At 68.8% G+C, this 22,078-nt stretch carries 23 protein-coding genes; 14 read left to right on the top strand and 9 right to left on the bottom strand.

The window, feature by feature from the left end:
- Positions 1-19: 19 nt before the first annotated feature.
- The 6 genes from QM624_RS14535 to QM624_RS14510 form a co-directional block, all read right to left on the bottom strand.
- Complete coding sequence (locus QM624_RS14535) at positions 20-883, bottom strand: COX15/CtaA family protein (RefSeq protein ID WP_415093031.1); 864 nt, start codon at positions 881-883, stop codon at positions 20-22.
- Entirely contained in the window at positions 871-1,566 is a 696-nt protein-coding gene (locus QM624_RS14530; RefSeq protein ID WP_415093029.1) for an ABC transporter permease, read from the bottom strand. Before QM624_RS14530 ends, QM624_RS14535 begins: the two co-directional genes overlap by 13 nt.
- Complete coding sequence (locus QM624_RS14525; protein WP_415093027.1) at positions 1,563-2,285, bottom strand: ABC transporter ATP-binding protein; 723 nt, start codon at positions 2,283-2,285, stop codon at positions 1,563-1,565. The genes QM624_RS14530 and QM624_RS14525 overlap by 4 nt, the downstream gene beginning before the upstream one ends.
- Positions 2,286-2,311: 26 nt before the next feature.
- The gene (locus QM624_RS14520; RefSeq protein ID WP_415093025.1) at positions 2,312-4,915 is read right to left on the bottom strand and encodes a sodium-translocating pyrophosphatase; all 2,604 of its coding nucleotides are present in this window, start codon (positions 4,913-4,915) and stop codon (positions 2,312-2,314) included.
- Between the two features lie 136 nt (positions 4,916-5,051).
- Positions 5,052-5,669, bottom strand: a complete 618-nt coding sequence (locus tag QM624_RS14515; protein ID WP_415093023.1) for a response regulator transcription factor — start codon at positions 5,667-5,669, stop codon at positions 5,052-5,054.
- On the bottom strand, positions 5,666-6,766 hold the full coding sequence (locus QM624_RS14510; RefSeq protein WP_415093021.1) for a sensor histidine kinase: 1,101 nt from the start codon (positions 6,764-6,766) through the stop codon (positions 5,666-5,668). The genes QM624_RS14515 and QM624_RS14510 overlap by 4 nt, the downstream gene beginning before the upstream one ends.
- Before the next feature lie 390 nt (positions 6,767-7,156).
- Here QM624_RS14510 and QM624_RS14505 point away from each other — a divergent pair, with 390 nt between their 5' ends.
- The 14 genes from QM624_RS14505 (at position 7,157) to abc-f (ending at position 19,047) form a co-directional block, all read left to right on the top strand.
- The gene (locus QM624_RS14505; RefSeq protein ID WP_415093019.1) at positions 7,157-7,318 is read left to right on the top strand and encodes a hypothetical protein; all 162 of its coding nucleotides are present in this window, start codon (positions 7,157-7,159) and stop codon (positions 7,316-7,318) included.
- Positions 7,319-7,491: 173 nt separating this feature from the next.
- Positions 7,492-8,202 carry a helix-turn-helix transcriptional regulator gene (locus tag QM624_RS14500; RefSeq protein WP_415093017.1) on the top strand — a complete coding sequence of 237 codons (711 nt, stop codon included), beginning with the start codon at positions 7,492-7,494 and terminating at the stop codon, positions 8,200-8,202.
- Entirely contained in the window at positions 8,199-9,641 is a 1,443-nt protein-coding gene (gene sufB / locus QM624_RS14495) for a Fe-S cluster assembly protein SufB (RefSeq protein ID WP_415093015.1), read from the top strand. The genes QM624_RS14500 and sufB overlap by 4 nt, the downstream gene beginning before the upstream one ends.
- On the top strand, positions 9,641-10,789 hold the full coding sequence (sufD, locus tag QM624_RS14490) for a Fe-S cluster assembly protein SufD (protein ID WP_415093013.1): 1,149 nt from the start codon (positions 9,641-9,643) through the stop codon (positions 10,787-10,789). The genes sufB and sufD overlap by 1 nt, the downstream gene beginning before the upstream one ends.
- On the top strand, positions 10,786-11,118 hold the full coding sequence (locus QM624_RS14485; protein WP_415093011.1) for a Rieske (2Fe-2S) protein: 333 nt from the start codon (positions 10,786-10,788) through the stop codon (positions 11,116-11,118). Before sufD ends, QM624_RS14485 begins: the two co-directional genes overlap by 4 nt.
- A gap of 6 nt (positions 11,119-11,124) precedes the next feature.
- Positions 11,125-11,892 (top strand): Fe-S cluster assembly ATPase SufC, encoded by a 768-nt coding sequence (gene sufC / locus QM624_RS14480; RefSeq protein ID WP_415093009.1) that lies wholly within the window; start codon positions 11,125-11,127, stop codon positions 11,890-11,892.
- Positions 11,893-11,927: 35 nt separating this feature from the next.
- Positions 11,928-13,187 (top strand): aminotransferase class V-fold PLP-dependent enzyme, encoded by a 1,260-nt coding sequence (locus QM624_RS14475; protein WP_415093007.1) that lies wholly within the window; start codon positions 11,928-11,930, stop codon positions 13,185-13,187.
- On the top strand, positions 13,184-13,633 hold the full coding sequence (gene sufU / locus QM624_RS14470) for a Fe-S cluster assembly sulfur transfer protein SufU (protein WP_415093005.1): 450 nt from the start codon (positions 13,184-13,186) through the stop codon (positions 13,631-13,633). Before QM624_RS14475 ends, sufU begins: the two co-directional genes overlap by 4 nt.
- 8 nt (positions 13,634-13,641) lie before the next feature.
- Positions 13,642-14,010 (top strand): metal-sulfur cluster assembly factor, encoded by a 369-nt coding sequence (locus QM624_RS14465; protein WP_415093056.1) that lies wholly within the window; start codon positions 13,642-13,644, stop codon positions 14,008-14,010.
- A gap of 70 nt (positions 14,011-14,080) precedes the next feature.
- Positions 14,081-15,067, top strand: coding sequence for an SPFH domain-containing protein (locus tag QM624_RS14460; RefSeq protein ID WP_415093003.1), 987 nt, complete (start codon positions 14,081-14,083; stop codon positions 15,065-15,067).
- Positions 15,068-15,071: 4 nt separating this feature from the next.
- Positions 15,072-15,317, top strand: coding sequence for a hypothetical protein (locus tag QM624_RS14455; protein WP_415093001.1), 246 nt, complete (start codon positions 15,072-15,074; stop codon positions 15,315-15,317).
- 71 nt (positions 15,318-15,388) lie between these two features.
- Positions 15,389-15,868, top strand: coding sequence for a MarR family winged helix-turn-helix transcriptional regulator (locus tag QM624_RS14450; protein ID WP_415092999.1), 480 nt, complete (start codon positions 15,389-15,391; stop codon positions 15,866-15,868).
- Positions 15,869-16,177: 309 nt separating this feature from the next.
- Positions 16,178-17,293 (top strand): ScyD/ScyE family protein, encoded by a 1,116-nt coding sequence (locus QM624_RS14445; RefSeq protein WP_415092997.1) that lies wholly within the window; start codon positions 16,178-16,180, stop codon positions 17,291-17,293.
- Between the two features lie 152 nt (positions 17,294-17,445).
- Complete coding sequence (abc-f, locus tag QM624_RS14440; protein WP_415092995.1) at positions 17,446-19,047, top strand: ribosomal protection-like ABC-F family protein; 1,602 nt, start codon at positions 17,446-17,448, stop codon at positions 19,045-19,047.
- Between the two features lie 95 nt (positions 19,048-19,142).
- Here abc-f and QM624_RS14435 read toward each other — a convergent pair whose 3' ends face one another.
- The 3 genes from QM624_RS14435 to QM624_RS14425 form a co-directional block, all read right to left on the bottom strand.
- The gene (locus QM624_RS14435) at positions 19,143-20,345 is read right to left on the bottom strand and encodes a M20 metallopeptidase family protein (RefSeq protein ID WP_415092993.1); all 1,203 of its coding nucleotides are present in this window, start codon (positions 20,343-20,345) and stop codon (positions 19,143-19,145) included.
- 133 nt (positions 20,346-20,478) lie between these two features.
- The gene (locus QM624_RS14430) at positions 20,479-21,285 is read right to left on the bottom strand and encodes a putative RNA methyltransferase (protein WP_415092991.1); all 807 of its coding nucleotides are present in this window, start codon (positions 21,283-21,285) and stop codon (positions 20,479-20,481) included.
- The gene (locus QM624_RS14425) at positions 21,282-22,040 is read right to left on the bottom strand and encodes an SDR family oxidoreductase (protein WP_415092989.1); all 759 of its coding nucleotides are present in this window, start codon (positions 22,038-22,040) and stop codon (positions 21,282-21,284) included. The genes QM624_RS14430 and QM624_RS14425 overlap by 4 nt, the downstream gene beginning before the upstream one ends.
- Positions 22,041-22,078 lie beyond the last annotated feature (38 nt).

Genomic DNA, 22,078 nt, shown 5'->3' with positions numbered 1-22,078 from the left:
CGGACTCAACCGGCGGAACTCAGCGAAGCTCTGGCTCCGAGGTGGCGGAGAGCCACAGGTGGCTGATCGCCACCGTGTACAGCGTGGTGCCGATCATGTGGGCGAACACGACGCCCATCGGTAGGTGGTTGAAGTACTGGGTGTAGCCGATGATCGCCTGCAGCACGGCGGTGCCGATCACCCCGAGGGCAGCCCGCTGGAGCCTCCTGACGCCGCGCGCGGCGTAGGCCAGCCAGAGCGTGATCGCCAGGGTGATCCACATCGTCACCGAGTGCAGGCGGGCCACCTCGCTCAGGTCGAAGCCGTTGCGCTGGGCCGCGCCGTCGCCGGAATGCGGTCCGGCGCCGGTGACCACGGTGCCCAGGTACATCATCGCCAGGGACAGCCAGAACACCGCCTGGGTGGGAAGCCGCAACCGCGGGACGGAGACCGGGCGCAGCTCGAAGGCATCGTGCACGACGGTCACGCAGGCCACGATCAGGCCGACCGAGAGCACCATGTGCAACCCGACCACCCATGGGTTGAGTTCGGTGAGCACGGTGATTCCGCCGATCACGCCCTGGAATCCGATGCCCAGGCCGATCACGATTGTCAGCACCCTGATCCGCCGTTCCCTGACCGTGCGGAACGCGGTGATCGCGGTGCCGAGCGCGATGATGATCAGCACGAAGGTGAGGGTCCGGTTGCCGAACTCGATGAACGCGTGCCATTCGGCCTCGGGCTGCGGCACGTACGAGCCGGCGTCGCACTCGGGCCAGGTCGAGCAGCCCAGCCCCGACTTGGTCAGCCGGACCAGCGCGCCCGTCCAGACGATCACCATGTTGGCGATCAGGTTGGCCACCGCCCAACGACGCAGACTCCGCCAGCCGGTCAGGAGGTCCATCGGAACACCTTTCGTGCGATCAGGGTGAGTGCTGCCGCCCAGACGGCCAGGGCCAGCAGTGCGAGCGGGGCGAGGGCGCCCTCGGACGCCGCACGCAGGGCGGTGCCCAGCGCCGCGGTCGGCAACCAGGGTGGCTGGTCGACGATCAGTCCGCCGAGCGCCAGCCCGGCCAGATAGACCAGGTTGGCCAAGGCCAGGGTGACCTCGGCCTTGAGCGTGCCGGCCAGCAGCAACCCGAGCCCGGCGAAGGCGGCGATGGCGAGCACGGTGGCCAGCACCGCGCTCAGCGTGCCGGCCGCCGTCCAGACCGGACGCCAGCCGCAGGCCACCGCGACGACCACCAGCAGTGCTGCCTGGATAGCGACCAGCGCGATGGCTGCCAGCGACTTGCCGGCGATCAGGTCGGCGCGGGTGAGCGGGGTGGCGACCAGCCGTTCCAGGACGCCGTAGCGGCGCTCGAAGCCGGTGGCGACCGCAAGCGACGTGAACGCCGTCGACCAGGTGGCGACCGCCACCACCGAGGCCGGGAACACACCGGCGTCGAGGCCGAAACCACGGCCCCAGGCCAGCCCGCCGAGCAGCAGGCCCAGCGGAATGGCGAAGGCCAGCAGCAGTTGTTCGCCGTTGCGCAGCAGCATCCGCAGCTCCATCGCCGCATGGCGCAGCACCCGGGTCGGGTTCACACTGCACCCCCGGTGTGGCGCAGGAAAACATCCTCCAGGGACGCCTCGGCGGTGAGTTCGGCGACGGTGCCCGAGATGGTGACGCGGCCGGCGTCCATGATCCAGACCCGGTCGGCCAGCCGGGCCGCCTCGTTCATGTCGTGGGTGGTGAGCAGCACCGAGACGCCGCGCTCACGCAGGCCGGCGATGACCTCCCAGGTGCGCCGCCGGGCATGCGGATCCATGCCGGATGTCGGTTCGTCCAGCAGCACCAGGTCGGGGCGTCCGACCAGTGCGCCGGCCAGGTTCACCGCCTGTTGTTCGCCGCCGGAGAGTCGTCGGTACGGACGGTTCAGCAGCGACCCGAGGGCGAGCGCCTCGATGAGTTCGTCCACCGGCACCGGATCGGGGTAGAGGCCGGCCAGGTAGCGCAGCAGTTCGCCGGGCCGCACCGCGGACCAGGCGCCGACCGACTGCGGCATCAGACCCAGCCGTTCGTTGGCGCCGCCGGGCGGCCCGCCCAGCACCCGGACGCGGCCGGCGTCCGGGCGCAGCATGCCGGTGAGACATCGCAGGGTGGTGGTCTTGCCGGCCCCGTTGGGGCCCAGCAGGGCGGTCACCTCGTCGGTCGCCGCCGTCCAGCTCAGCGCGTCGAGCACCCGCCGTCCGCCCAAGCTGACGGTGACCCCGTCCAGCTCCAGGGCGTACGAGGGGATCACCGGGTCAGCATATGCCGCCACGCCGACCGCTACCGCCCGGTTCCCAGCTAGTAGTTGTCGCGTTCGATGCCGACCATCACCGCATGTGAGCCGAGGTTCCGGCCGGAGTCGAGCGCGGCCGGGAGATCGTCGGCGGAAACGCCGTCGACCTCGGGTTCCGCGCCGTCCGGCTGGGCGAGCTCGGCGGCGGTCGGCAGTTCGCGGTCGATCAGCATGGCGTAGAACGACCGCCAGACCATGACGCACAGCGCGACGAAGAAGACCGCGGCCAGCGTCCAGGTGAGCGCCTGGTAGCCCTGGGCGTTCAGGCTGACCGCCAACTCGACGGCCAGCAGACCGAACAGCGTGGTGAATTTGATCACCGGGTTGAGCGCCACCGACGAGGTGTCCTTGTACGGGTCGCCCACCGTGTCGCCAATCACGGACGCGTCATGCAGGGCGGTGCCCTTGGCGGCCAGGTCGGTCTCGACGATCTTCTTGGCGTTGTCCCAGGCGCCGCCGGCGTTGGCCATGAAGATCGCCTGGTACAGCCCGAACAGGGCGATCGAGACCAGGTAGCCGATGAAGAAGTACGGCTCGACGAAGGCGAACGCCAGCGCGGCGAAGAAGATGCCCAGGAAGATGTTCAGCATGCCCTTCTGGGCGTACTGGGTGCAGATCTCGACGACCTTGCGCGAATCGTCCACCGAGGCCTGTGAGGCGCCGTCCAGCTTGATCGTGTCCTTGATGAACTCGACGGCCCGGAACGCGCCGGTGGTGACGGCCTGGATGGACGCCCCGGTGAACCAGTAGATGACCGCGCCGCCGGTGATCAGGCCGAGCAGGAAGGGTGCGTGCAGCAGCGACAACTTGTCCAGGTTGGCGGTCATGCCGTGGGTCAGGCCCATGATGATCGAGAAGATCATGGTGGTCGCGCCGACCACCGCGGTGCCGATCAGCACCGGCTTGGCGGTCGCCTTGAAGGTGTTGCCGGCGCTGTCATTGGCCTCTAGCAGTGCCTTGGCGCGGCCCCAGTGGGGGGTGAAGCCGTGGTCGGCGCGGATCTCATCGGCCGCTCCGGGGCGTTCCTCGATCACGCTGAGTTCGTAGACCGACTGGGCGTTGTCGGTGACCGGGCCGTAGGAGTCGACCGCGATGGTGACCGGGCCCATGCCGAGGAAGCCGAAGGCGACCAGGCCGAACGCGAACACCGCGGGAGCCACCATCAGCGCGCCGATGCCCAGCCCGGAGATCAGGAAAGCCACCGTCATCAGCGCGATGATCGCGATCCCGAGCCAGTAGGCCGAGAAGTTGCCGGCGACCAGCCCGGACAGGATGGTCAACGAGGCGCCGCCCTGGTGCGAACTCTTCACCACCTCTTCGGTGTGCACCGAGTTGGTGGAGGTGAACACCTTGACCAGTTCGGGGATCAGCGCGCCGGCCAGGGTGCCGCACGAGACGATGCTGGCCAGCTTCCACCACAGGGTGCCGTCGCCGAGGTCGGCGATCAGCAGGTACGAGGTCAGGTAGGTGGCGGCGATGGAGGCCACCGAGGTGATCCAGACCAGGTTGGTCAGCGGACGCTCGAAGTCCATCGTGCGCAGATGCCGGTACTTCGCGGTGGTGATCACCGCGTTCACCTCGTACGACGCCGCGGACGCCAACACCATGATCGCCCGGACGAAGAACACCCAGCAGAGCAGCTGCACCTGCACCAGCGGTTCGTGCACCGCCAGCAGGATGAAGGTGACCAGGGCGACGCCGGTGACGCCGTAGGTCTCGAACCCGTCGGCGGACGGACCGACCGAGTCGCCGGCGTTGTCACCGGCACAGTCGGCGATCACGCCCGGGTTGCGGGCGTCGTCCTCTTTGATCCGGAAGACGATCTTCATCAGGTCCGAGCCGACGTCGGCGATCTTGGTGAAGATGCCGCCGGCGATCCGCAGCGCGGAGGCGCCCAGCGACTCGCCGATGGCGAAGCCGATGAAGCACGAGCCGGCGATCTCGCGGGGCAGGAACAGCATGATCGCGAGCATCATGAACAGCTCCACGCTGATCAGCACCATGCCGATGCTCATCCCGGCCTTCATCGGGATCTGATGCAGCGGCAGCGGACGTCCGCGCAGCGCGGCGAACGCCGTCCGGCTGTTGGCGTAGGTGTTCAGCCGGATGCCGAACCAGGCGATGCCGTAGGAACCGGCCATGCCGACGATGCTGAACGCCAGCACGATCGCCACCCGGCCCCAGCTCAGGTCGGCCAGGAACTTGAAGTAGGCCAGGATCACAGCGCCGATGAAGGCCCACAGCACCAGCAGGAATTTGCCCTGCTGGATCAGGTAGGCCTTGCAGGTCTCGTAGATGAGTTCCGAAACCTCGCGCATCGCGGTGTGCACCGGCAGCCGCCGCACCTGGACGAACCGGACGAGGCCGAAGGCCAGGCCGGCCAGCGCGATCAGCAGGCCCAGGCCGAGCAGTTGCTTGCCGGTGATCAGGCCGAGGAAGGTGGCCTGGTCGAGGTCGGGCAGGCTCAGGTTGGCTTCACCGCCGCCTGCCGGCGGGGGAGGCGCGGTGGCGCTGCCGGAGCAGCCGGCCAGGGCCAGGCCGAGCAGTGCGCTGAGCGAGAGCAGAGCGGCGCGCGTCCGCTCGGAAACAGGGTGCGAAGCCGCGGTCACGAGAGATCCTCACGAGATGTCACGGGCGGCCGGCGTTGGCCGTCTACCCGATTCAAACTACTACCGTGCGTCGTAGACGTCCGGGGCTTCGCCGGAAGGGTCACAGGGCGGTCAACGACGTCTCACCGGCCGGGCCTCAACACAGCCCGAGTTCCAGAGCCTTGATGGCCAGGGTCACCCGGTTGGTCGCGCCGAGCTTCTCCATCAGCGCGGCGACGTGATACTTCACCGTCGACGGCGACAGATACACCTCGCGGGCGATCTGCTCGGTGGTGCGGCCCTCGCGGATCAGCAGCAGAATCGTCCGCTCGGTGGGGCTGAGAAGTTCGGCCAGGTCGGTACTGGGCCGCCGGTCCACCAGGCCGGCACCGGCCCCACCGAGCACGGCCAGCCCGTGCCTCGCCGACTGCACCGCGTGGATGATCGCCTCCGGCGCCAGATCCTTGGGCAGGAAGCCGAGGGCTCCGGCGTTGAGCATCGCCGCGGCGGCCTGCGGATCGGTCAATGAGGTGAGCGCCAGCACCTGGGTGCGCGGGGACGCCGCGCGCAGCAGCCGGGTGGTCTCAGGCCCGTCCGGGTCGGGCATGATGATGTCGACCAGTGCGACGTGCGGCTGATCGACGGGCACAGCGGCGACCGCGTCGGTTCCCGACCCATAGGAGCCGCGGACGACCAGGCCGGGTGCCGCGTCCAGGCAGTTGGTCAGCATGGTGCGCACCAGCGGGTCGTCGTCGACCAGGATGACCCGGGTCATGTCCGGCCCGCGATCGGGATCATCACCCGGGTGATCCAGTGGGTGCCTTCCTGGCGGGCCTCCAGTTGGCCGCCGACCAGCGCCAACCGTTCCGCGGCACCGAGCAGTCCCAGCGGACGCGCTGAGCCGTCCGGGCTGCCCGACTCGCGCACCTCATTGATGAACGCGAGATCGACCGCGGTGTCGTCGATGCAGACGGTCAGCACGCACGGCCGGTCGGTCGCACCGTGCCGCTCGACGTTGGCCGTCGCCTCCTGCACGATCTCGCCGAGCACCCGGCCCGGTTCCGGGGGCACGGCGTCCAGGCTGCCGTCGATCGACGTGCTCACCTGGAAGCCATGCGATTGCAGGTGCGCCACGCTGTCGCGAACGGTGCCGGCCAGGGAACTCTGCGCGCCGGTCAGCAGCTCGGCCTCGGAATCGGAGTCGCGTAGGGCGCCGAGCATCCATCGGAGTTGCCCGGCGGTCTCGCTGACCTGGTCGGCGACCGACCGGAGCTGGGTCGGGTCACCCGAGGCCGCCGCCTGATGGATCTGCCGGGAGACCCGGGCGAGGCTGCGGGCCACCGTGTCGTGGAGTTCGCGGGCCAGCACGAGGCGCTGCTGCGCCAGTGCGGCGAGCCGGGCCTGCTCCTGAGCCTTGTCGAACGCCGCGATCGCACTTCCGATCAGCCACATGACCGCGAAGAGGGCAGCCCAGGCCAGGCTGCTCAGGAACGGCTGCACGCCGGTCTGGTAGAGCTGGAACTGCCGAATGACAAGGATCGTCAGGTAGCCGGCGGTGAGCATCGCCCGGGTGCGCCGCTGGCTGCGGATGCCGGTGCCGAGCACCACGATGAGGGCGGCATAGTCGCCCATCTCGGTGAAATCGTACGGCGCTACCAGATAGGTCGTCAGGACCACGCCGAGCGCGGCGCCGGCGACCCGCGGCCAGCGCAGGGTCAGCGCGGCAGCCACGCAGGCCGCCAGATCGACCACCAGGCTCAGCGGATTGCGGGAGTTCAGCCCGATCAACACCGTCAAGACGGCCAGGATGCCCAGCAACGCGAGGTCGAGAGTTCCACCGAGGAGCAGTCGATGTGTTCGCGTGGGCCGCATGTGCCATATCAAACCCTGTCTGTCGGCTCGGGCCAAGCGCGAGGAGAGCGGTGCCCGCCGTCGGACCTTGGTCTGATGGGGTTCCAATCGCTTCGGACAAAAGGTCAGTCGTCGTCTATTTGGACGGCGTGTCGCAGATGGCGGGTGTCATCGTCGGACATGCCAAGAACACCGCTGCGTCACCCCCGCAGCCGCCGCGTGCTTGTCCCACACGTCGTCGCGGCCGTGCTGGTGGCAACGGTGGTGGTGGGATTCGCGTCGAGCCAGTCCACTGATGTGGGCTGGTGCGAGGTCTTCCCGCATTGGCCGGGCTGCCCGCTGGCTAGCCCGGCCAGGCAGTAACGAAGTCGCGATGGCGCCACCAGCGGCATCGGTCGTCCAGGAGGGAAGATGACTGACGCCTGGTTTCTGGCCGGCGCCATCGCGCTCGGCCTCGTCCTGCTGCTGGTCAAAGCAGCGCGTTGCGCACGCTCCGGAGCATTCACGGCGTCCGCACGCTCGTCCGGCATCGCACACCACCCCACGACGCGGACGGGCCGGCGCCGAGGCTGACCCGATGGTCACGCCCGGCGAGGGGCTCGACAGGCTCGACGGCGACGGCTGGCCAGGCTCAACCAAGGGCCCCGTATCACCGTGCGGGACGCGAAACCAGCCCTGCCGCCGTGGCCAGGGTTAGGCGATCCTAAGAAGTTTGACCCTGGCGCGGATTCGACAAGAATGTTCTTGTGAAAAAGGAAGCGGTCACCAAATCCGGCGTTCCGACGCCGGTGGCCGAGTCCGACGCGTCCACCCGGGCTCGCGTCGCCCGGTCCATCCTGCAGCACGGCCCGTCGACGGCGTCCGAACTGGCCCAGCGGCTGCATCTCACTCCCGCGGCCGTCCGGCGGCACCTGTCGGTGCTGATCGGTGTCGGCCACCTGAGTTCCCGCCAGCAGCGGGTCTATGGTGCCCGCGGCCGGGGCCGTCCGGCCATGGTGTTCGAACTCACCGATGCCGGGCGGGCCGAGTTCCCGCACGCCTACGACACGCTGGCCATCGATGCGCTCAACTTCGTCCGCGACTCTCTCGGCCCGGACGGCGTCCAGCGGTTCGCCGAAGAGTTCGTCACCGGCATCGAGACCAGATTCAACGAGCTGCGTGGGGAATACGACAATCCCACCGACGCGTTGGTGAAGGCGTTGAACGATGCCGGCTACGTGGCCTCGGCTCATCCCGTGGCCAGCGGCAAACAGCTGTGCCAGCATCACTGTCCGGTCGCCCTGGTGGCGGCCGAGTTCCCCGAGTTGTGCGAGGCCGAGACCCGTGTCTTCGCCCAACTCCTGGATAGCCATGTCCAGCGGCTGGCGACCATCGCCCACGGCGACGGGGTGTGCACCACCCACGTGCCGCGGCCGGTGAAGCCGTCCGACCATCCGAATAGAAAGGCCGCCTCATGACGACCACTGCACCGCAGGCCCCCGGCCTGGGGGCAACCCAGGAAGAGCACCTGCAGGCGCTCGGCAACTACCAGTGGGGCTGGCACGACTCCGACGTCGCCGGCGCCGCCGCGCAGCGCGGGCTCAACGAAGCCGTCGTGCGCAACATCTCCGCGCTGAAGAACGAGCCCGAGTGGATGCTGAACACCCGGCTGCGCGGGCTGAAGTTGTTCGACCGCAAGCCGATGCCCACCTGGGGTGCCGACCTGAACGAGATCGACTTCGAGAACATCAAGTACTTCGTCCGGTCGACCGAGAAGCAGGCCCAGACCTGGGACGACCTGCCGTCCGACATCAAGGACACCTACGACCGGCTCGGGATTCCCGAGGCCGAGAAGGCCAGGCTGGTGGCCGGCGTGGCCGCTCAGTACGAGTCCGAGGTGGTCTACCACAAGATCAACGAAGAGCTCGAGCGTCAGGGCGTCATCTTCCTCGACACCGACACCGGCCTGAAGGAGTACCCGGAGCTGTTCCAGGAGTACTTCGCCACGGTCATTCCGGTGGGAGACAACAAATTCGCCTCGCTGAACACCGCGGTGTGGTCGGGCGGCTCGTTCGTCTACGTGCCGAAGGGCGTCCACGTCACCATTCCGCTGCAGGCCTACTTCCGGATCAACACCGAGAACATGGGCCAGTTCGAGCGGACGCTGATCATCGCCGACGAGGGCTCCTACGTGCATTACGTCGAGGGCTGCACCGCGCCGATCTACTCCTCGGATTCGCTGCATTCCGCGGTGGTCGAGATCATCGTCAAGAAGAACGCCCGGGTGCGTTACACGACCATTCAGAACTGGTCGAACAACGTGTACAACCTGGTCACCAAGCGCGCCACCTGCGAAGAGGGCGCGACCATGGAGTGGATCGACGGCAACATCGGTTCCAAGGTCACCATGAAGTACCCGGCCGTCTACCTGATGGGCGAGCACTCCCGCGGCGAGACTCTGTCCATCGCCTTCGCCGGCGAGGGTCAGCACCAGGACGCCGGCTCGAAGATGGTGCACTGCGCACCGCACACTTCGAGCTCGATCATCTCCAAGTCGGTGGCCCGCGGCGGCGGACGCTCGTCCTACCGCGGCCTGCTGCAGGTGCAGGAGGGCGCCCACCACTCGGCGTCCTCGGTGAAGTGTGACGCGCTGCTGGTCGACACCATCAGCCGCTCCGACACCTACCCCTACGTCGACGTCCGCGAGGACGACGTGTCGCTGGCCCATGAGGCCACCGTGTCCAAGGTGAGCGACGACCAGCTGTTCTACCTGATGCAGCGCGGGATGGGCGAGGACGAGGCGATGGCGATGATCGTCCGTGGCTTCGTCGAGCCGATCGCCCGCGAGCTGCCGATGGAATACGCGCTGGAACTGAACCGCCTGATCGAACTGCAGATGGAAGGAGCCGTCGGCTGATGGCCGCACCCGTGATGGAGGCCGTGGAGGCCCTGGAATCTCACCTCCACCCGACCCCGTCGTTCACGATCGAGGATCACCCCTACCCGAAGGGTCAGGAGGAGATCTGGCGGTTCAGCCCGCTGCGTGCACTCAAGCCGCTGCTGACCGACGAGCCCAGCGACGCCCACCTGCAGTGGGACGAGTCTCTGCCGGCCGGCTCCAGCAGCCGGACGGTGAGCACCGACGAAGCCCGCGCGCTGGTCGCCGAGGCCCCGATCGACCGGGTCTCGGTGTTGGCCGCGGCCCGTTCCGGCGGTGCCCAGCTGATCGAGATCGCTCCCGGCGCCGAGCTGACCGAGCCGGTCAGCATCACCCTGACCGGCACCGGACAGCACGTCTGGGGCCATCTCGTCTTCAAGGTGGGCGCCCACGCCAAGGGCACCATCCTGCTGCGCCACGAGGGTTCGGCCAGCTACGCGACCAAGGTGGACGTCCTGGTCGGTGACGGCGCGAAGATCAACTTCGTGTCCATCCAGGACTGGGCCGATGACGCCGTGCACGGCGGTCACCACAGCGTCCTGGTCGGCCGGGACGCCGAGGTGCGCACCGTGACCGTCAGCCTGGGCGGCAAGGTCGTCCGGCTCGCCGAGACCGCGCGGTTCGCCGGCCCCGGCGGTTCGCTGGAGCAGTTCGGGCTGTACTTCGTCGACGCCGGGCAGCACATCGAGCACCGGCTGTTCGTCGACCACAACGCCCCGCACACCCACTCCAACGTGGACTACCGCGGTGCGCTGCAGGGTGAGGGTGCCCGCTCGGTCTGGATCGGCGACGTGCTGATCCGCAAGGTGGCCGAAGGCATCTCCACCTACGAGTCGAACAAGAACCTGGTGCTCACCGACGGCTGCCGCGCCGACTCGGTGCCGAACCTGGAGATCGAGACCGGCGAGATCGAGGGTGCCGGGCACTCCTCGACCACCGGTCGGTTCGACGACGAGCAGCTGTTCTACCTGCGCTCGCGCGGCATTCCCGAGGCCGAGGCCCGCCGGCTGGTGGTGCGCGGCTTCTTCGCCGACATCGTCCGCCGGATCGGCGTGCCCGAGGTCGAAGAGCACATGATGGCGGCCGTGGAGCGCGAGCTCTCGGTCACCATGGGGGCCTACGCATGACCTTTCGGCATGCCGCCACCATCGACGAGATCCCTGTCGGTTCCGCCATCGCGGTCGACCTCGGCGGCGACGCCGAGGTGGCCGTGGTGAACACCGACGAGGGCGTCTTCGCGATCCAGGACGTCTGCAGTCATGCCGAGGTCCCGCTCAGCGAGGGTGACGTCGACGGCTGCACGCTGGAGTGCTATATGCACGGTTCCCGCTTCGATCTGCGCACCGGCGTCCCGCTGGAGCTGCCTGCCACCGCACCCGTGCCCGTCTATCCCGTGCGGCTGGACGGCACCGACATCTACGTCGACATCGACAACCCGATCAATCAGGAGAACTGAAACCGAATGTCCACTCTGTCCATCACCGATTTGCGCGTCGACGTCCAGACCGAGTCCGGCCCCAAGGAGATCCTCAAGGGGGTCAACCTCACCGTTCGCTCCGGTGAGGTGCACGCCATCATGGGCCCCAACGGCTCCGGCAAGTCGACCCTGGCCTACGCCATCGCGGGTCACCCGAAGTACACCATCACCGGCGGTTCGGTGAAGCTCGACGACGTCGAGCTGACCGAGCTCACCGTCGACGAGCGGGCCCGCGCCGGCCTGTTCCTGGCCATGCAGTACCCGATCGAGGTGCCCGGCGTCTCGGTGACCAACTTCCTGCGCACCGCCAAGACCGCCCTGGACGGCGAGGCGCCCAAGGTGCGCACCTGGGTCAAGGACGTCAACGCCGCGCTCGACCGGCTCGGCCTCGACCAGACCTTCGCGGCCCGTTCGCTCAACGAGGGCTTCTCCGGTGGCGAGAAGAAGCGCAACGAGATCGTCCAGCTGGAGCTGCTCAACCCCGGCTTCGCGATCCTCGACGAGACCGACTCCGGCCTCGACATCGACGCGCTGCGGATCGTCTCCGAGGGGGTCAACCGGTACCACGCCCAGGGCGACCGCGGCGTGCTGCTGATCACCCACTACACGCGGATCCTGAACTACATCAAGCCCGACTTCGTGCACGTCTTCGTGGACGGCCGGATCGCCGAGGAGGGCGGCCCCGAGCTGGCCGAGAACCTCGAGGTCGAGGGCTACGAGCGGTTCGTCAAGGCCGCGGCCGCCGCCAACTGAGGCGGCTCGGCGTAGCGCCGAGACAGGAGAGAGTCGTGAGCTACGACGTCGAACTGATTCGCGGAGACTTCCCCATCCTGGACCGTCGGGTGGGGGAGTACCCGCTGGCCTACCTCGACTCGGCCAACACCTCGCAGAAACCGCAGGTGGTGATCGACGCGCTGGTCGATCACTACGAGCGGCACAACGCGAACGTGGCCCGGGCCATGCACGTGCTGGGCGCCGAGGCGTCCGCCGCGTACGAGGGCGGCCGCGAGAAGGTGGCCGCGTTCATCGGTGCCGCCCGCGCCGAGGAGGTGGTGTTCACCAAGAACGCCTCCGAGGCGCTCAACCTGGCCGCCCACTCGCTGGGCGCCGGGTTGAAGCCCGGTGACGAGGTGGTCATCTCGGTGATGGAGCACCACTCCAACATCGTGCCCTGGCAGCTGCTCTGCGCCCGCACCGGGGCGACGCTGCGCTGGTTCGACATCACCGACGACGGACGGCTCGACCTGGCCAAGGCGTCCGCCGAGAACCTGATCAACGGCAACACCAGGATCGTCTCGCTGACCTGGGCCTCGAACGTGCTGGGCACCATCAACCCGATCAGCCAGATCGCCGCGCAGGCGCACGCAGTCGGTGCGGTGATGGTGGTGGACGGCTCGCAGGCCGTGCCGCAGCTCACCACGTCGGTGGCGGAACTGGGTGCCGACCTGGTCGCCTTCACCGGGCACAAGATGGTCGGGCCGACCGGCATCGGCGCGCTGTGGGGCCGCTACGACCTGCTCGCCGAGATGCCGCCGTTCCTCGGCGGCGGCGAGATGATCGAGATCGTGAAGATGACCGGCTCGACCTACGCCCCGCCGCCGTACCGGTTCGAGGCCGGCACCCCGCCGATCGCCGAAGCGGTGGCGCTCGGCGTCGCGGCCGACTACCTGCACGAGTTGGGCATGGCCGACGTCGCCGCGCACGAGCGCGACATCACCGGTTACGCGCTGGAGTCGCTGGGCCAGATTGAAGGGGTCCGCATTCTCGGCACCACCTCCATCGGTCCGGAGGGACGTGGCGGAGCGGTCTCGTTCACGCTGCGCACCGCCGACGGGCTGGACATCCATCCGCACGACGTGATGACGTTCCTCGACTCGCGCGGCGTCGCCGTCCGGGGCGGTCATCATTGCGCCCGTCCGCTGCACGAGCGGCTGGGAATAACCGCCTCCACCCGGGCGTCGTTCTACCTGTACACCCTGCGGTCCGAGATCGATCAGCTGGTCGACGCGCTGGACTACACCAGGGACTTCTTCGGGAGGGTGGCGTGAGCGTCGAGGCGATGTACCAGGAGATCATCCTGGACCACTACCGCGAGAAGCATCACAGCGGCCTGCGCGAGCCGTACGGGGCGCAGGTGACGCACGTGAACCCGTCCTGCGGCGACGAGGTGATGATGCGGGTCGCGCTGGACGGCGACCGGATCACCGACGTCTCCTACGAGGGCGTCGGCTGCTCGATCTCGCAGGCGTCCACCTCGGTGATGTCCGACCTGGTGATCGGCCGCACGGTCGACGAGGCCCTGGCGTTGCACGAGGACTTCACCGAGATGATGCACAGCCGCGGCGAGATGGAGCCGGACGAGGACCGTCTCGAGGACGCGATCGCGTTCATCGGGGTGGCCAAATTCCCGGCCCGGGTGAAATGTGCCCTGCTGGGCTGGTCGGCGTTCAAGGACGCCGCCGCTCAGGCGTTGGCGAACGAAAAGGAGTCATGATGACCGAAATGCGTCCGTCCGACCTGGTGGACGACACCTTCCCGGACAGCACCGCGCCCCCGTCGGCCAGCCCGACTCTGGAGGACCTCACCGAGGCGATGCGCGATGTGGTCGACCCCGAGCTGATGGTGAACGTGGTCGATCTGGGGCTGGTGTACGGCATCCACCTCGACGACGACAACAACTGCACCATCGACATGACGCTCACCTCGCCCACCTGCCCGCTCACCGACCGGCTCGAGTTCGATACCGAGATGGCGCTCGACGGCCTGGTCAACTCGGTGGCGATCAACTGGGTGTGGCTGCCGCCGTGGACCCTGGAGAACATCACCGAAGAGGGACGCGAGCAGCTGCGCGCGATCGGTTACAACGTCTGAGTATCAACCCTGGCCCTCCGACCCTCTAATCTGATATCAATTAGATATCGGATTAGAGGAGGTGTCGGCGATGCGTGAATATGACGAAGACCCGATGATGGGCAGGGGTGAACAGGCGGCTCCGGACGTCGAGCCCGCCGGAGTGCCGGTCGGGCATGCCGGGGCACGGGTCGATGTGGCTGAGCGACGGGCCTGGTCGGTCAGCGGGCTGATCGGGCTGGCCGTGGTGCTGGCCCTGGCCCTGGCCGGTGCGTTCTCTGCGATGACCGTCGGCTGGGCACTGGCCGAGGAGCGGGAGAACCCGGCTGGGGTGGTCCTCGCCGTTGTGCTCTGGTTCCTCGCCGCGGTGCTCGGCAGCGCGCTCACGGTCGTCGGGCCGGGCGAGACCCGGGTGGTGCAGCTCTTCGGACGCTACATCGGCACCCTGCGCTCCGACGGCCTGCAGATGACGCTTCCGCTGGTCACCCGGCGCAAGGTGTCGGTGAAGGTGCGCAACTTCGAGACCAACGAACTCAAGGTCAACGACGCCGACGGCAACCCGGTCAACATCGCCGGAATCATCGTCTGGCAGGTGGCGGACACGGCCAAGGCGGTCTTCGCGGTCGAGGAGTTCACCGCCTTCGTCGCCGTCCAGTCCGAGGCTGCGCTGCGGCACGTGGCCAGCAGCCACCCCTACGACAACGCCGCACCCGGCGAGGAGTCGCTGCGCGGCTCCACCGACGTGGTCGCCAAGGAACTTGCCGAAGAGGTGGCGGCGCGGATCGCGATCGCCGGCCTCGAGGTCGTCGAGGCCCGGATCTCCAGCCTGGCCTACGCCCCGGAGATCGCCCACGCGATGCTGCAGCGGCAGCAGGCGGCGGCGGTGGTCGCGGCCCGCGAGCAGATCGTCGAGGGCGCGGTCAGCATGGTCCAGGGCGCACTGCGGCAGCTGGAGATGCAGGACGTCGTGGTGCTGGACGAGGAGCGCAAGGCGGCGATGGTGTCCAACCTGCTGGTGGTGCTGTGCGGCTCCAGTTCGGCCACCCCCGTGGTGAATGCCGGATCGCTGTATACCTGAGGCGATGTCCGAGCCGATCGACGAGACCGCGTCAGCGGGCGGCCGCGGCAGGCGGGCGGAGCGAAAGCCCGTCCTGCTGCGGCTGGACCCTGCCGTCCACGAGGCGCTCGCCCGGTGGGCGGCCGACGATCTGCGCTCGCTGAACGCTCACGTCGAGATGCTGCTCCGCGAGGCGTTGAAGCGGAGCGGACGGCTGCCCCGCGACGCCGGGCCGCTGCCGCGCCGAGGGCGTCCGGTCAAGGAGGACTGAGCCTGCCTGATCAGCCCGGTGACCGGGATGGCTCTGGGGGAGGAAGGGTCCGGTGGCCTACGATCTCGGCTGTGGATGATGTGCGTTGGCTGTCCCAGGATGAGCAAGCCCTGTGGCAGAACTTCATCCTGGCCCAGCAGGACCTCGACCGGGTGATCTCGGCCGACCTCGCCGGTTGCGCCCTCTCGCATGCCGACTACGCGGTGCTGGTCGGCCTGAGCGGCGGTGACGGCAGCGGTGTCCGGGTCGGCAGGCTGCGGGAGTGGATCGGCTGGGAGAGCAGCCGGCTGGCGCACCAGTTGCGCCGGATGGAGAGCCGCGGACTGGTCACCCGAAGCCCGGCCGCCGACGACGGACGCGGCACCCTGGTGGCGATCACCGAAGAGGGGATGGCCCGCATCCGCGAGGCTGCCCCCGGCCACGTCCGCACCGTCCGCGCCAACTTCCTCGACCTGATGACCGCCGACGAGCAGGCCGTGCTGCGCACCGTGTTCGAAAGGGTCACGCGGACAATCACCCCGGACCGTCCGCCGCTGTCCGGCCTCTCCTGAACCCGGCTCGAACTCGTCAGCCCGGCTCTTCCGTCATCCCGGCGAACGCCGGGATCTCTGCAGTCGTGCGGCACTCGGAGATCCCGGGGCGAGCCCGGGATGACGAAAAGTCGCGCCCCGGATGACGAAGAACCGCTGCGCAATTGTGCGTAGGGCCCGGCCGAAGTGAACCGTTGACCCGGGACACAGCGGGCACACAGGATGACCACGGGGCCTGGAGGAGGCTCAGCGGGCGGCCGGCGTGACGTGGGGGACTTCGCCGCCGCGCGTCCGATTCGGCCCGGGTCAGCCGGGCACAAAGGGGGAAGCATGCGCACCCGTACGTTCGTGATGGCCGTCGGCGGTGTGTCGGCGAGTCTGCTGCTGGTGGTTCCGGGCGTCGCGACCGCCGGACCTGAGCCCGCCGCGAAGCCGGTGATCAAATCGTCGGCGCTGGCCGCGCCGTTCAACCTGGACATCCGGGGGCACACCGTCCGGGTCGCGGACGGCGGTCTCAACCTGGTCGGACGGCTGAAGAAGGACGGCTCGATCGCCACCATCGCCGCCAAACAGCCGGGGGCGTCCGGCGTCGCCACCTCTCGGAACGGCCGATGGCTCGCCTTCACCACCACGGTGACCAACGAGGAGACCTTCGAGAACACCGCGAGCGGCCTGCATCTGTGGGGGCCGATGGGCACCCGGATCTACGCCAACACCCACGCCTACGAGGCCAAATACAACCCGGACAAGGTCTATCAGTACGGGGTGAAGAACCCGAGCAAGTGCGTCTCGGACACCCTCAAGGCCATGCAGTTCCCGGTCAGCTACAAGGGTGAGGTCGACTCCCACGCCTACTCGGTCGCCGCGTTGAAGAACCACTGGGTAGTCGCCGACGCCGGCGCCAACGCGGTGTTCTCGGTGTCCTCGAAAGGCAAGGTCAGCACCCTGGCGGTCTTGCCGCCGCAGCCGTTCACCTTCGACAAGGCCAGCGCCGCGGCGCTGGGCCTGCCGGACTGCTTCCTGGGCGTCACCTACGCGTTCGAGTCGGTGCCGACCGATGTCGAGGTCGGCCGGGACGGCTACCTCTACGTCACCACCCTGCCGGGCGGCCCGGAAACCCCGGCGCTCGGTGCCCGGGGCAAGGTGTATCGGGTCAATCCGCGCACCGGCAGGGCGACCGTGGTCGCGTCCGGCTTCCTGGGCGCCACCAACCTGGCGATCGGCAAGCGCGGTGAGCTGTATGTCGCGGAGTTCTTCGGTGGCAAGATCACCAAGATCAGCCACGGCAAGCGCTCCACGCTGGTCTCGTTGCCCGGTGTCGTCGCCGTCGAGACCGGACCGGGCGGCAGCGTCTGGGCCGCCACGATGGGAGACCCGGACTCGCACGCACCCGGCACGATCGTGAAGATCGTCAAGGGCAAGGCGCAGCAGCAGTCCCGCGTGTAGCGTCCACCGCTGGTTGAGCTTGTCGAAACCGGTCGTTGGTTGGGCTTGTCGAAACCCCTTGTCAGCAACCGCGAATCTGGGGTCTCGACAAGCTCGACCAGCGAAGTCTGTGATTCCGTGAGTCGCGACCCCGCCCGGTAGAGTGGTCCCTCGTGCTAGTTGCGAGGGAAGTCGAAGTCCGGGCGGGCGCCAGGCTGCTGTTGGCGCCGTCGTCGTTCCAGGTCTCAGCCGGCGACAAAGTCGGGCTGGTCGGCCGCAACGGTGCCGGCAAGACCACGCTGACCAAGATCCTGGCCGGCGAAGCACTGCCCGCGGCGGGCCAGATCACCCGGTCGGGACAGATCGGCTACCTGCCGCAGGATCCGCGCACCGGTGACCTGGACACTCTCGCCAAGGACCGCATCCTGTCTGCACGGGGGCTCGACTCGGTGCTGGCCCGGCTGGCTCGCTATTCGATGGAGATGGCCACCGAGACCGGCGAGGCCCAGGACGCCGCCATGCGGTCGTACACCCGGGCCGAGGCGGAGCTGGCTGCCGCGGGCGGCTATGCAGCCGAGTCCGAGGCGGCCCGGATCGCCGCCAACCTGGGGCTGCCCGACCGGGTCCTCGGCCAACCGCTGCGCACCCTCTCCGGCGGTCAGCGGCGACGCGTCGAACTGGCCCGGATCCTGTTCTCGGGCGCCGACAACCTGCTGCTCGACGAGCCGACCAACCACCTGGACGCCGACTCGATCGTCTGGCTGCGTGACTATCTGAAGGCCTACCCCGGCGGGGTGATCCTGATTTCCCACGATGTCGGATTGCTCGAGGCGATCGTCACCAAGGTGTTCCACCTGGACGCCAACCGCGCCGAACTCGACCAGTACGCGATGGACTGGAAGCGCTACCTGCTGCAGCGCGAGACCGACGAGAAGCGCCGCAAGCGGGAACGGCTCAATGCCGAACGGAAGGCCGAGCAGCTGCTGGCCCAGGCCGACAAGATGCGGGCCAAGGCCACCAAGGCGGTCGCCGCGCAGAACATGGCCAAGCGGGCGCAGAAACTACTGGCGTCCGTGGAGGGCGAACGGGCGTCCGATCGGGTGGCGAAGATCCGCTTCCCGACCCCGGCGCCGTGCGGCAAGGTGCCGCTGCGCGGTGAGGAGCTGTCCAAGAGCTATGGGTCGCTGGAGGTGTTCACCGACGTCAACCTGGCCATCGACAAGGGCTCTCGGGTGGTCATCCTGGGCTTGAACGGTGCCGGCAAGACCACGCTGCTGCGCATCCTGGCCGGCATGGAGCCGTCCGACACCGGCGAGGTGCAGCCGGGTCACGGGCTGCGGTTGGGCTACTACGCGCAGGAGCACGAGACCCTGGACGTCTCGCGCAGCGTGCTGGAGAACATGATGACCGCGGCGCCCGAGGACATGACGCCGACCGATGCCCGCAAGATTCTCGGCTCGTTCCTGTTCACCGGCGACGACGTCGACAAGCCGGCCCGGGTGCTCTCGGGCGGTGAGAAGACCCGGCTGGCGCTGGCCATGCTGGTGGTCTCGGCGGCCAACGTGCTGCTGCTCGACGAGCCGACCAACAACCTCGACCCGGCATCCCGCGCCGAGGTGCTGGCCGCGATCCACTCCTTCGCCGGCGCCATCGTCCTGGTCACCCACGACGAGGGCGCCGTCGAGGCCCTCGAACCCGACCGGGTGGTGCTGCTGCCCGACGGCGACGAAGACCTCTGGAACCCCGACTACGCCGACCTGATCTCGCTGGCCTAACCCGGTGAACCCCTCCCTAACTAGTTCTGCCCTCCCGTCGACGGGAGGGCAGAACTAGTTAGGCAGGGCTCTACGGGTGCCGGGTGGTCGTCGGGTCAGAGGGCGCCGGCCAGGCGGGCGCCGGCGAGGTAGCCGGAGGCCAGGGCGATCGCCACGGTGCGGATGGTGTCCTCGTCGGGCAGGTAGCGGGCGTGGTGCAGGCCGGTGTCGTGCCGCGTGCCGGAATCCTCGCCGGTGCCGACGAACATCATGACGATCGGCACGTGCTGGCCGAAGTGGCTGAAGTCGTCGGCGCCGAGCGAACGGAACGGGTCGGCAGCCACCTGCAGGCCGGCGGCGTGCAGGACAGGGTCGAGGGTCTTCACCAGGTCGTGGTCGTTGGCCAGCACCGGGTCGCCGCGCAGCAGGGTCACCTCGGCGGTAGTTCCGCGGGCTGCGGCGGTGTGCTCGGCGAACCGGCGTATCTCGGCGTGCAGCACCCGGCGGTCGGCTTCGTGCATGGTGCGGATGATGCCCTGCAGCTTCGCCGAGTCCGGAATGATGTTGTGCGTCGCGCCGGCCTCGATCCGGCCGATGCTGATCAGTGCCGCGTGGGTCGGGTCGATCAGCCGTCCGACAAGCTCATACAGCCCGGACGCGATGTTGGCCAGCACCGGCACCGGATCGATGGTGACGTGCGGGTAGGCGCCGTGTCCACCGTGGCCGCGGACGATGATGTCGAAGGCGTCCGCGGCCGCGTTGACGCCGCCGATCCCGGTGCTCACCAGCCCTTCCGGCACGCGCGGCTGGACGTGGGCGCCGACCACCGAGCGGACGTCCTGGTCGTCGAGCAGGCCGGTCTTCAGCACGTCCGGCGCCCCGGAGGGGTTGCACTCCTCGCGGGGCTGGTAGATGCCGAGCAGGCCGACCGGCAGGTCCATCTTCTCCGCGGCCTTGATCACCGACCACACCGCAGCCATGTGGACGTCGTGTCCGCAGGCGTGCATCGCACCGTTTGTGGAGGCCCAGTCGACGCCGGTGTCCTCGGTGAGCGGCAGGGCGTCCAGCTCACTGCGCACTGCCACGGACGGGCCGTCCGGACCCAGCCTGGTCCAGAAGCCGGTGTCGGCCACCGGCGTGGTGGGCCGGGTGAGTGCCGAGCGCAGCAGATCGGCGGTGGGCTGCTCGGCGCCCCCGATGTACGGGTCGGAGTGGATGGCGCGACGCAGCGCCTTGGCCTGGGGGAGAACCTCGTCGATCCCGGCGATGAACTGGCGGACCAGGGAGCGGGTACGGGAATCGGGCCAGGCAGACGTCACGGAGCGGCAGTTTACGGCCTCCGCAACCGTTTGCCGGGAGGCGGTCAGGAACGCGGCCCTCTTATCCGCTCGCCGAACTATTGAGAACTCGCTGAGTTCAGCGAGCGCTAGGTAGTTCGGCGAGCGGTTGGGGTCAGCGGAGTCGGAACACGGTGAGTTGGACGGCGAGCTGAACCTGCTGGTCGGCGTCCGGGAGGCGCGGGGCGTGGTGGGCGTTCGGGCCCATCCGGACCAGGTCGGCCAGCACATCGGCGGGCAAGGCGGTGGATACACGCAGGCCGAGCGTCCGCTCATGGGCCAGATGTTCGCCGAGTCGGGCCAACAGCCGGTCGTGCTTCTCGTCCTCAAGACCCAGCAGCCCGTACGCCTGCCGCAGCTCGCGCAGGTGCTCGGGTGCCGGGGTGACCACGATCACCCGGCCGTCCGGACGCAGCACCCGGGCGAACTCCACCGGGTTGCGGGGAGCGAAGATGCACAGCAGCACGTCGATCGTGTCGTCGAGCAGCGGCAGCCCGCGCCACACGTCGGCGACCACGGAAGCCACCCGATGGTGTGCCTTTGCCGCTCGCCGCGCCGCCGTCCGGGAGACGTCGAGGGCCAGCCCGCGGGCCGGTGGCCGGTCCTCGACGAGCCGAGCCAGGTAGTGCCCGGTGCCGGCACCGACCTCCAGCACGGTCTGCACGCCGGTGAGCGGCACCACCTCGTCCAGCCCACGGCTGACGAAGTCGAACACCCCCGCCGACTGCACCCGCGTCCGGGCATCCAGCATCTCGACGGTGTCGGCGTTGGCCGGTTCGGGTCCGTTCGACAGGTTCAGGTAGCCCTGGCGGGCCACATCGAAGGAGTGCCCGGACGGGCAGACCCAGCGCCGCTCCAGGGGCGTCAACGCCTGGCCGCAGTGTGGGCAGGCGAGCAGATCGTGCGCGACGTGCAGGTTCACAGCGCCCGCAGTGCGCCGCCGTCGACGGGAATCACCGAGCCGGTGACATAGGAGGCTGCCGGCGACAACAGGAACGCCGCCACCCTGCCGAACTCGGCCGGATCACCCAGCCGCCGCAACGGAATGAGGGCCTCGGCGTCCTTGCGGGCCGCCGCAGGATCGTCGCTGCGGCCGTGCAGGAAGCGGATCCGTTCGGTGAGCACCGTCCCCGGCATCAGCCCGAACACCCGGTGGCCGTCCGGCCCGACCTCGTCCGCCAGCTGCTTGATCAGCATCGCCAGGCCCGGCCGCAACCCGTTCGAGATGGCCAGGCCCGGAATCGGCACCTTCACCGAAGTGGACAACACCACTCCGATCGACGCCGGGCCGGACGCCGCAGCGAGCACCGCGCGAACCGTGCGCAGGGCAGCGAGGAAGACCGAATCGAAGGCGGCCAGCCACTGCTCGTCGGAGTTGGCCAGGGCGGTGCCGGGCGGGGGACCGCCGACGCTGATCAGCGCGCCGTCCAACCGTCCGAACGTGCGGATCGCCAGCTGCGCGGCGGCCTGCGCCGTCCCCGGATCGGCCAGATCGGACGCCAGCGCGACCGCGTTCGCGCTGCCCAGGTCGGCGACGACATCGTCGAGGACGTCTGCCCGCCGGGCCACCAGCACCACTCGGGCACCCTCGGCCACCAGCTGTTCGGCACTCGCCCGCCCCAGGCCGGCGCTGGCCGCGGTCACCAGGAACACCCGGTCGGTCAGTCCCAGATCCATGCCGGCAGCCTAGAGCTTTGATCGTCCGGTTGGTGCCG

Source organism: Micropruina sp. (genome assembly GCF_047606365.1).
Classification (GTDB): Bacteria; Actinomycetota; Actinomycetes; order Propionibacteriales; family Propionibacteriaceae; genus Micropruina.
This window is presented reverse-complemented; position numbering and strand designations above follow the sequence as displayed.

What these genes read in the sequence shown, in the direction of transcription:
- sufC (WP_415093009.1), top strand. Translation starts at nt 11,125, where the DNA reads ATGTCCACTCTGTCCATCACCGATTTGCGCGTCGACGTCCAGACCGAG.
- QM624_RS14485 (WP_415093011.1), top strand. Translation starts at nt 10,786, where the DNA reads ATGACCTTTCGGCATGCCGCCACCATCGACGAGATCCCTGTCGGTTCC.
- QM624_RS14425 (WP_415092989.1), bottom strand. Translation starts at nt 22,040, where the DNA reads ATGGATCTGGGACTGACCGACCGGGTGTTCCTGGTGACCGCGGCCAGC.
- sufD (WP_415093013.1), top strand. Translation starts at nt 9,641, where the DNA reads ATGGCCGCACCCGTGATGGAGGCCGTGGAGGCCCTGGAATCTCACCTC.
- QM624_RS14465 (WP_415093056.1), top strand. Translation starts at nt 13,642, where the DNA reads ATGCGTCCGTCCGACCTGGTGGACGACACCTTCCCGGACAGCACCGCG.
- QM624_RS14510 (WP_415093021.1), bottom strand. Translation starts at nt 6,766, where the DNA reads ATGCGGCCCACGCGAACACATCGACTGCTCCTCGGTGGAACTCTCGAC.
- QM624_RS14515 (WP_415093023.1), bottom strand. Translation starts at nt 5,669, where the DNA reads ATGACCCGGGTCATCCTGGTCGACGACGACCCGCTGGTGCGCACCATG.
- QM624_RS14460 (WP_415093003.1), top strand. Translation starts at nt 14,081, where the DNA reads ATGCGTGAATATGACGAAGACCCGATGATGGGCAGGGGTGAACAGGCG.
- QM624_RS14455 (WP_415093001.1), top strand. Translation starts at nt 15,072, where the DNA reads ATGTCCGAGCCGATCGACGAGACCGCGTCAGCGGGCGGCCGCGGCAGG.
- QM624_RS14445 (WP_415092997.1), top strand. Translation starts at nt 16,178, where the DNA reads ATGCGCACCCGTACGTTCGTGATGGCCGTCGGCGGTGTGTCGGCGAGT.
- QM624_RS14535 (WP_415093031.1), bottom strand. Translation starts at nt 883, where the DNA reads ATGGACCTCCTGACCGGCTGGCGGAGTCTGCGTCGTTGGGCGGTGGCC.
- QM624_RS14505 (WP_415093019.1), top strand. Translation starts at nt 7,157, where the DNA reads ATGACTGACGCCTGGTTTCTGGCCGGCGCCATCGCGCTCGGCCTCGTC.
- sufB (WP_415093015.1), top strand. Translation starts at nt 8,199, where the DNA reads ATGACGACCACTGCACCGCAGGCCCCCGGCCTGGGGGCAACCCAGGAA.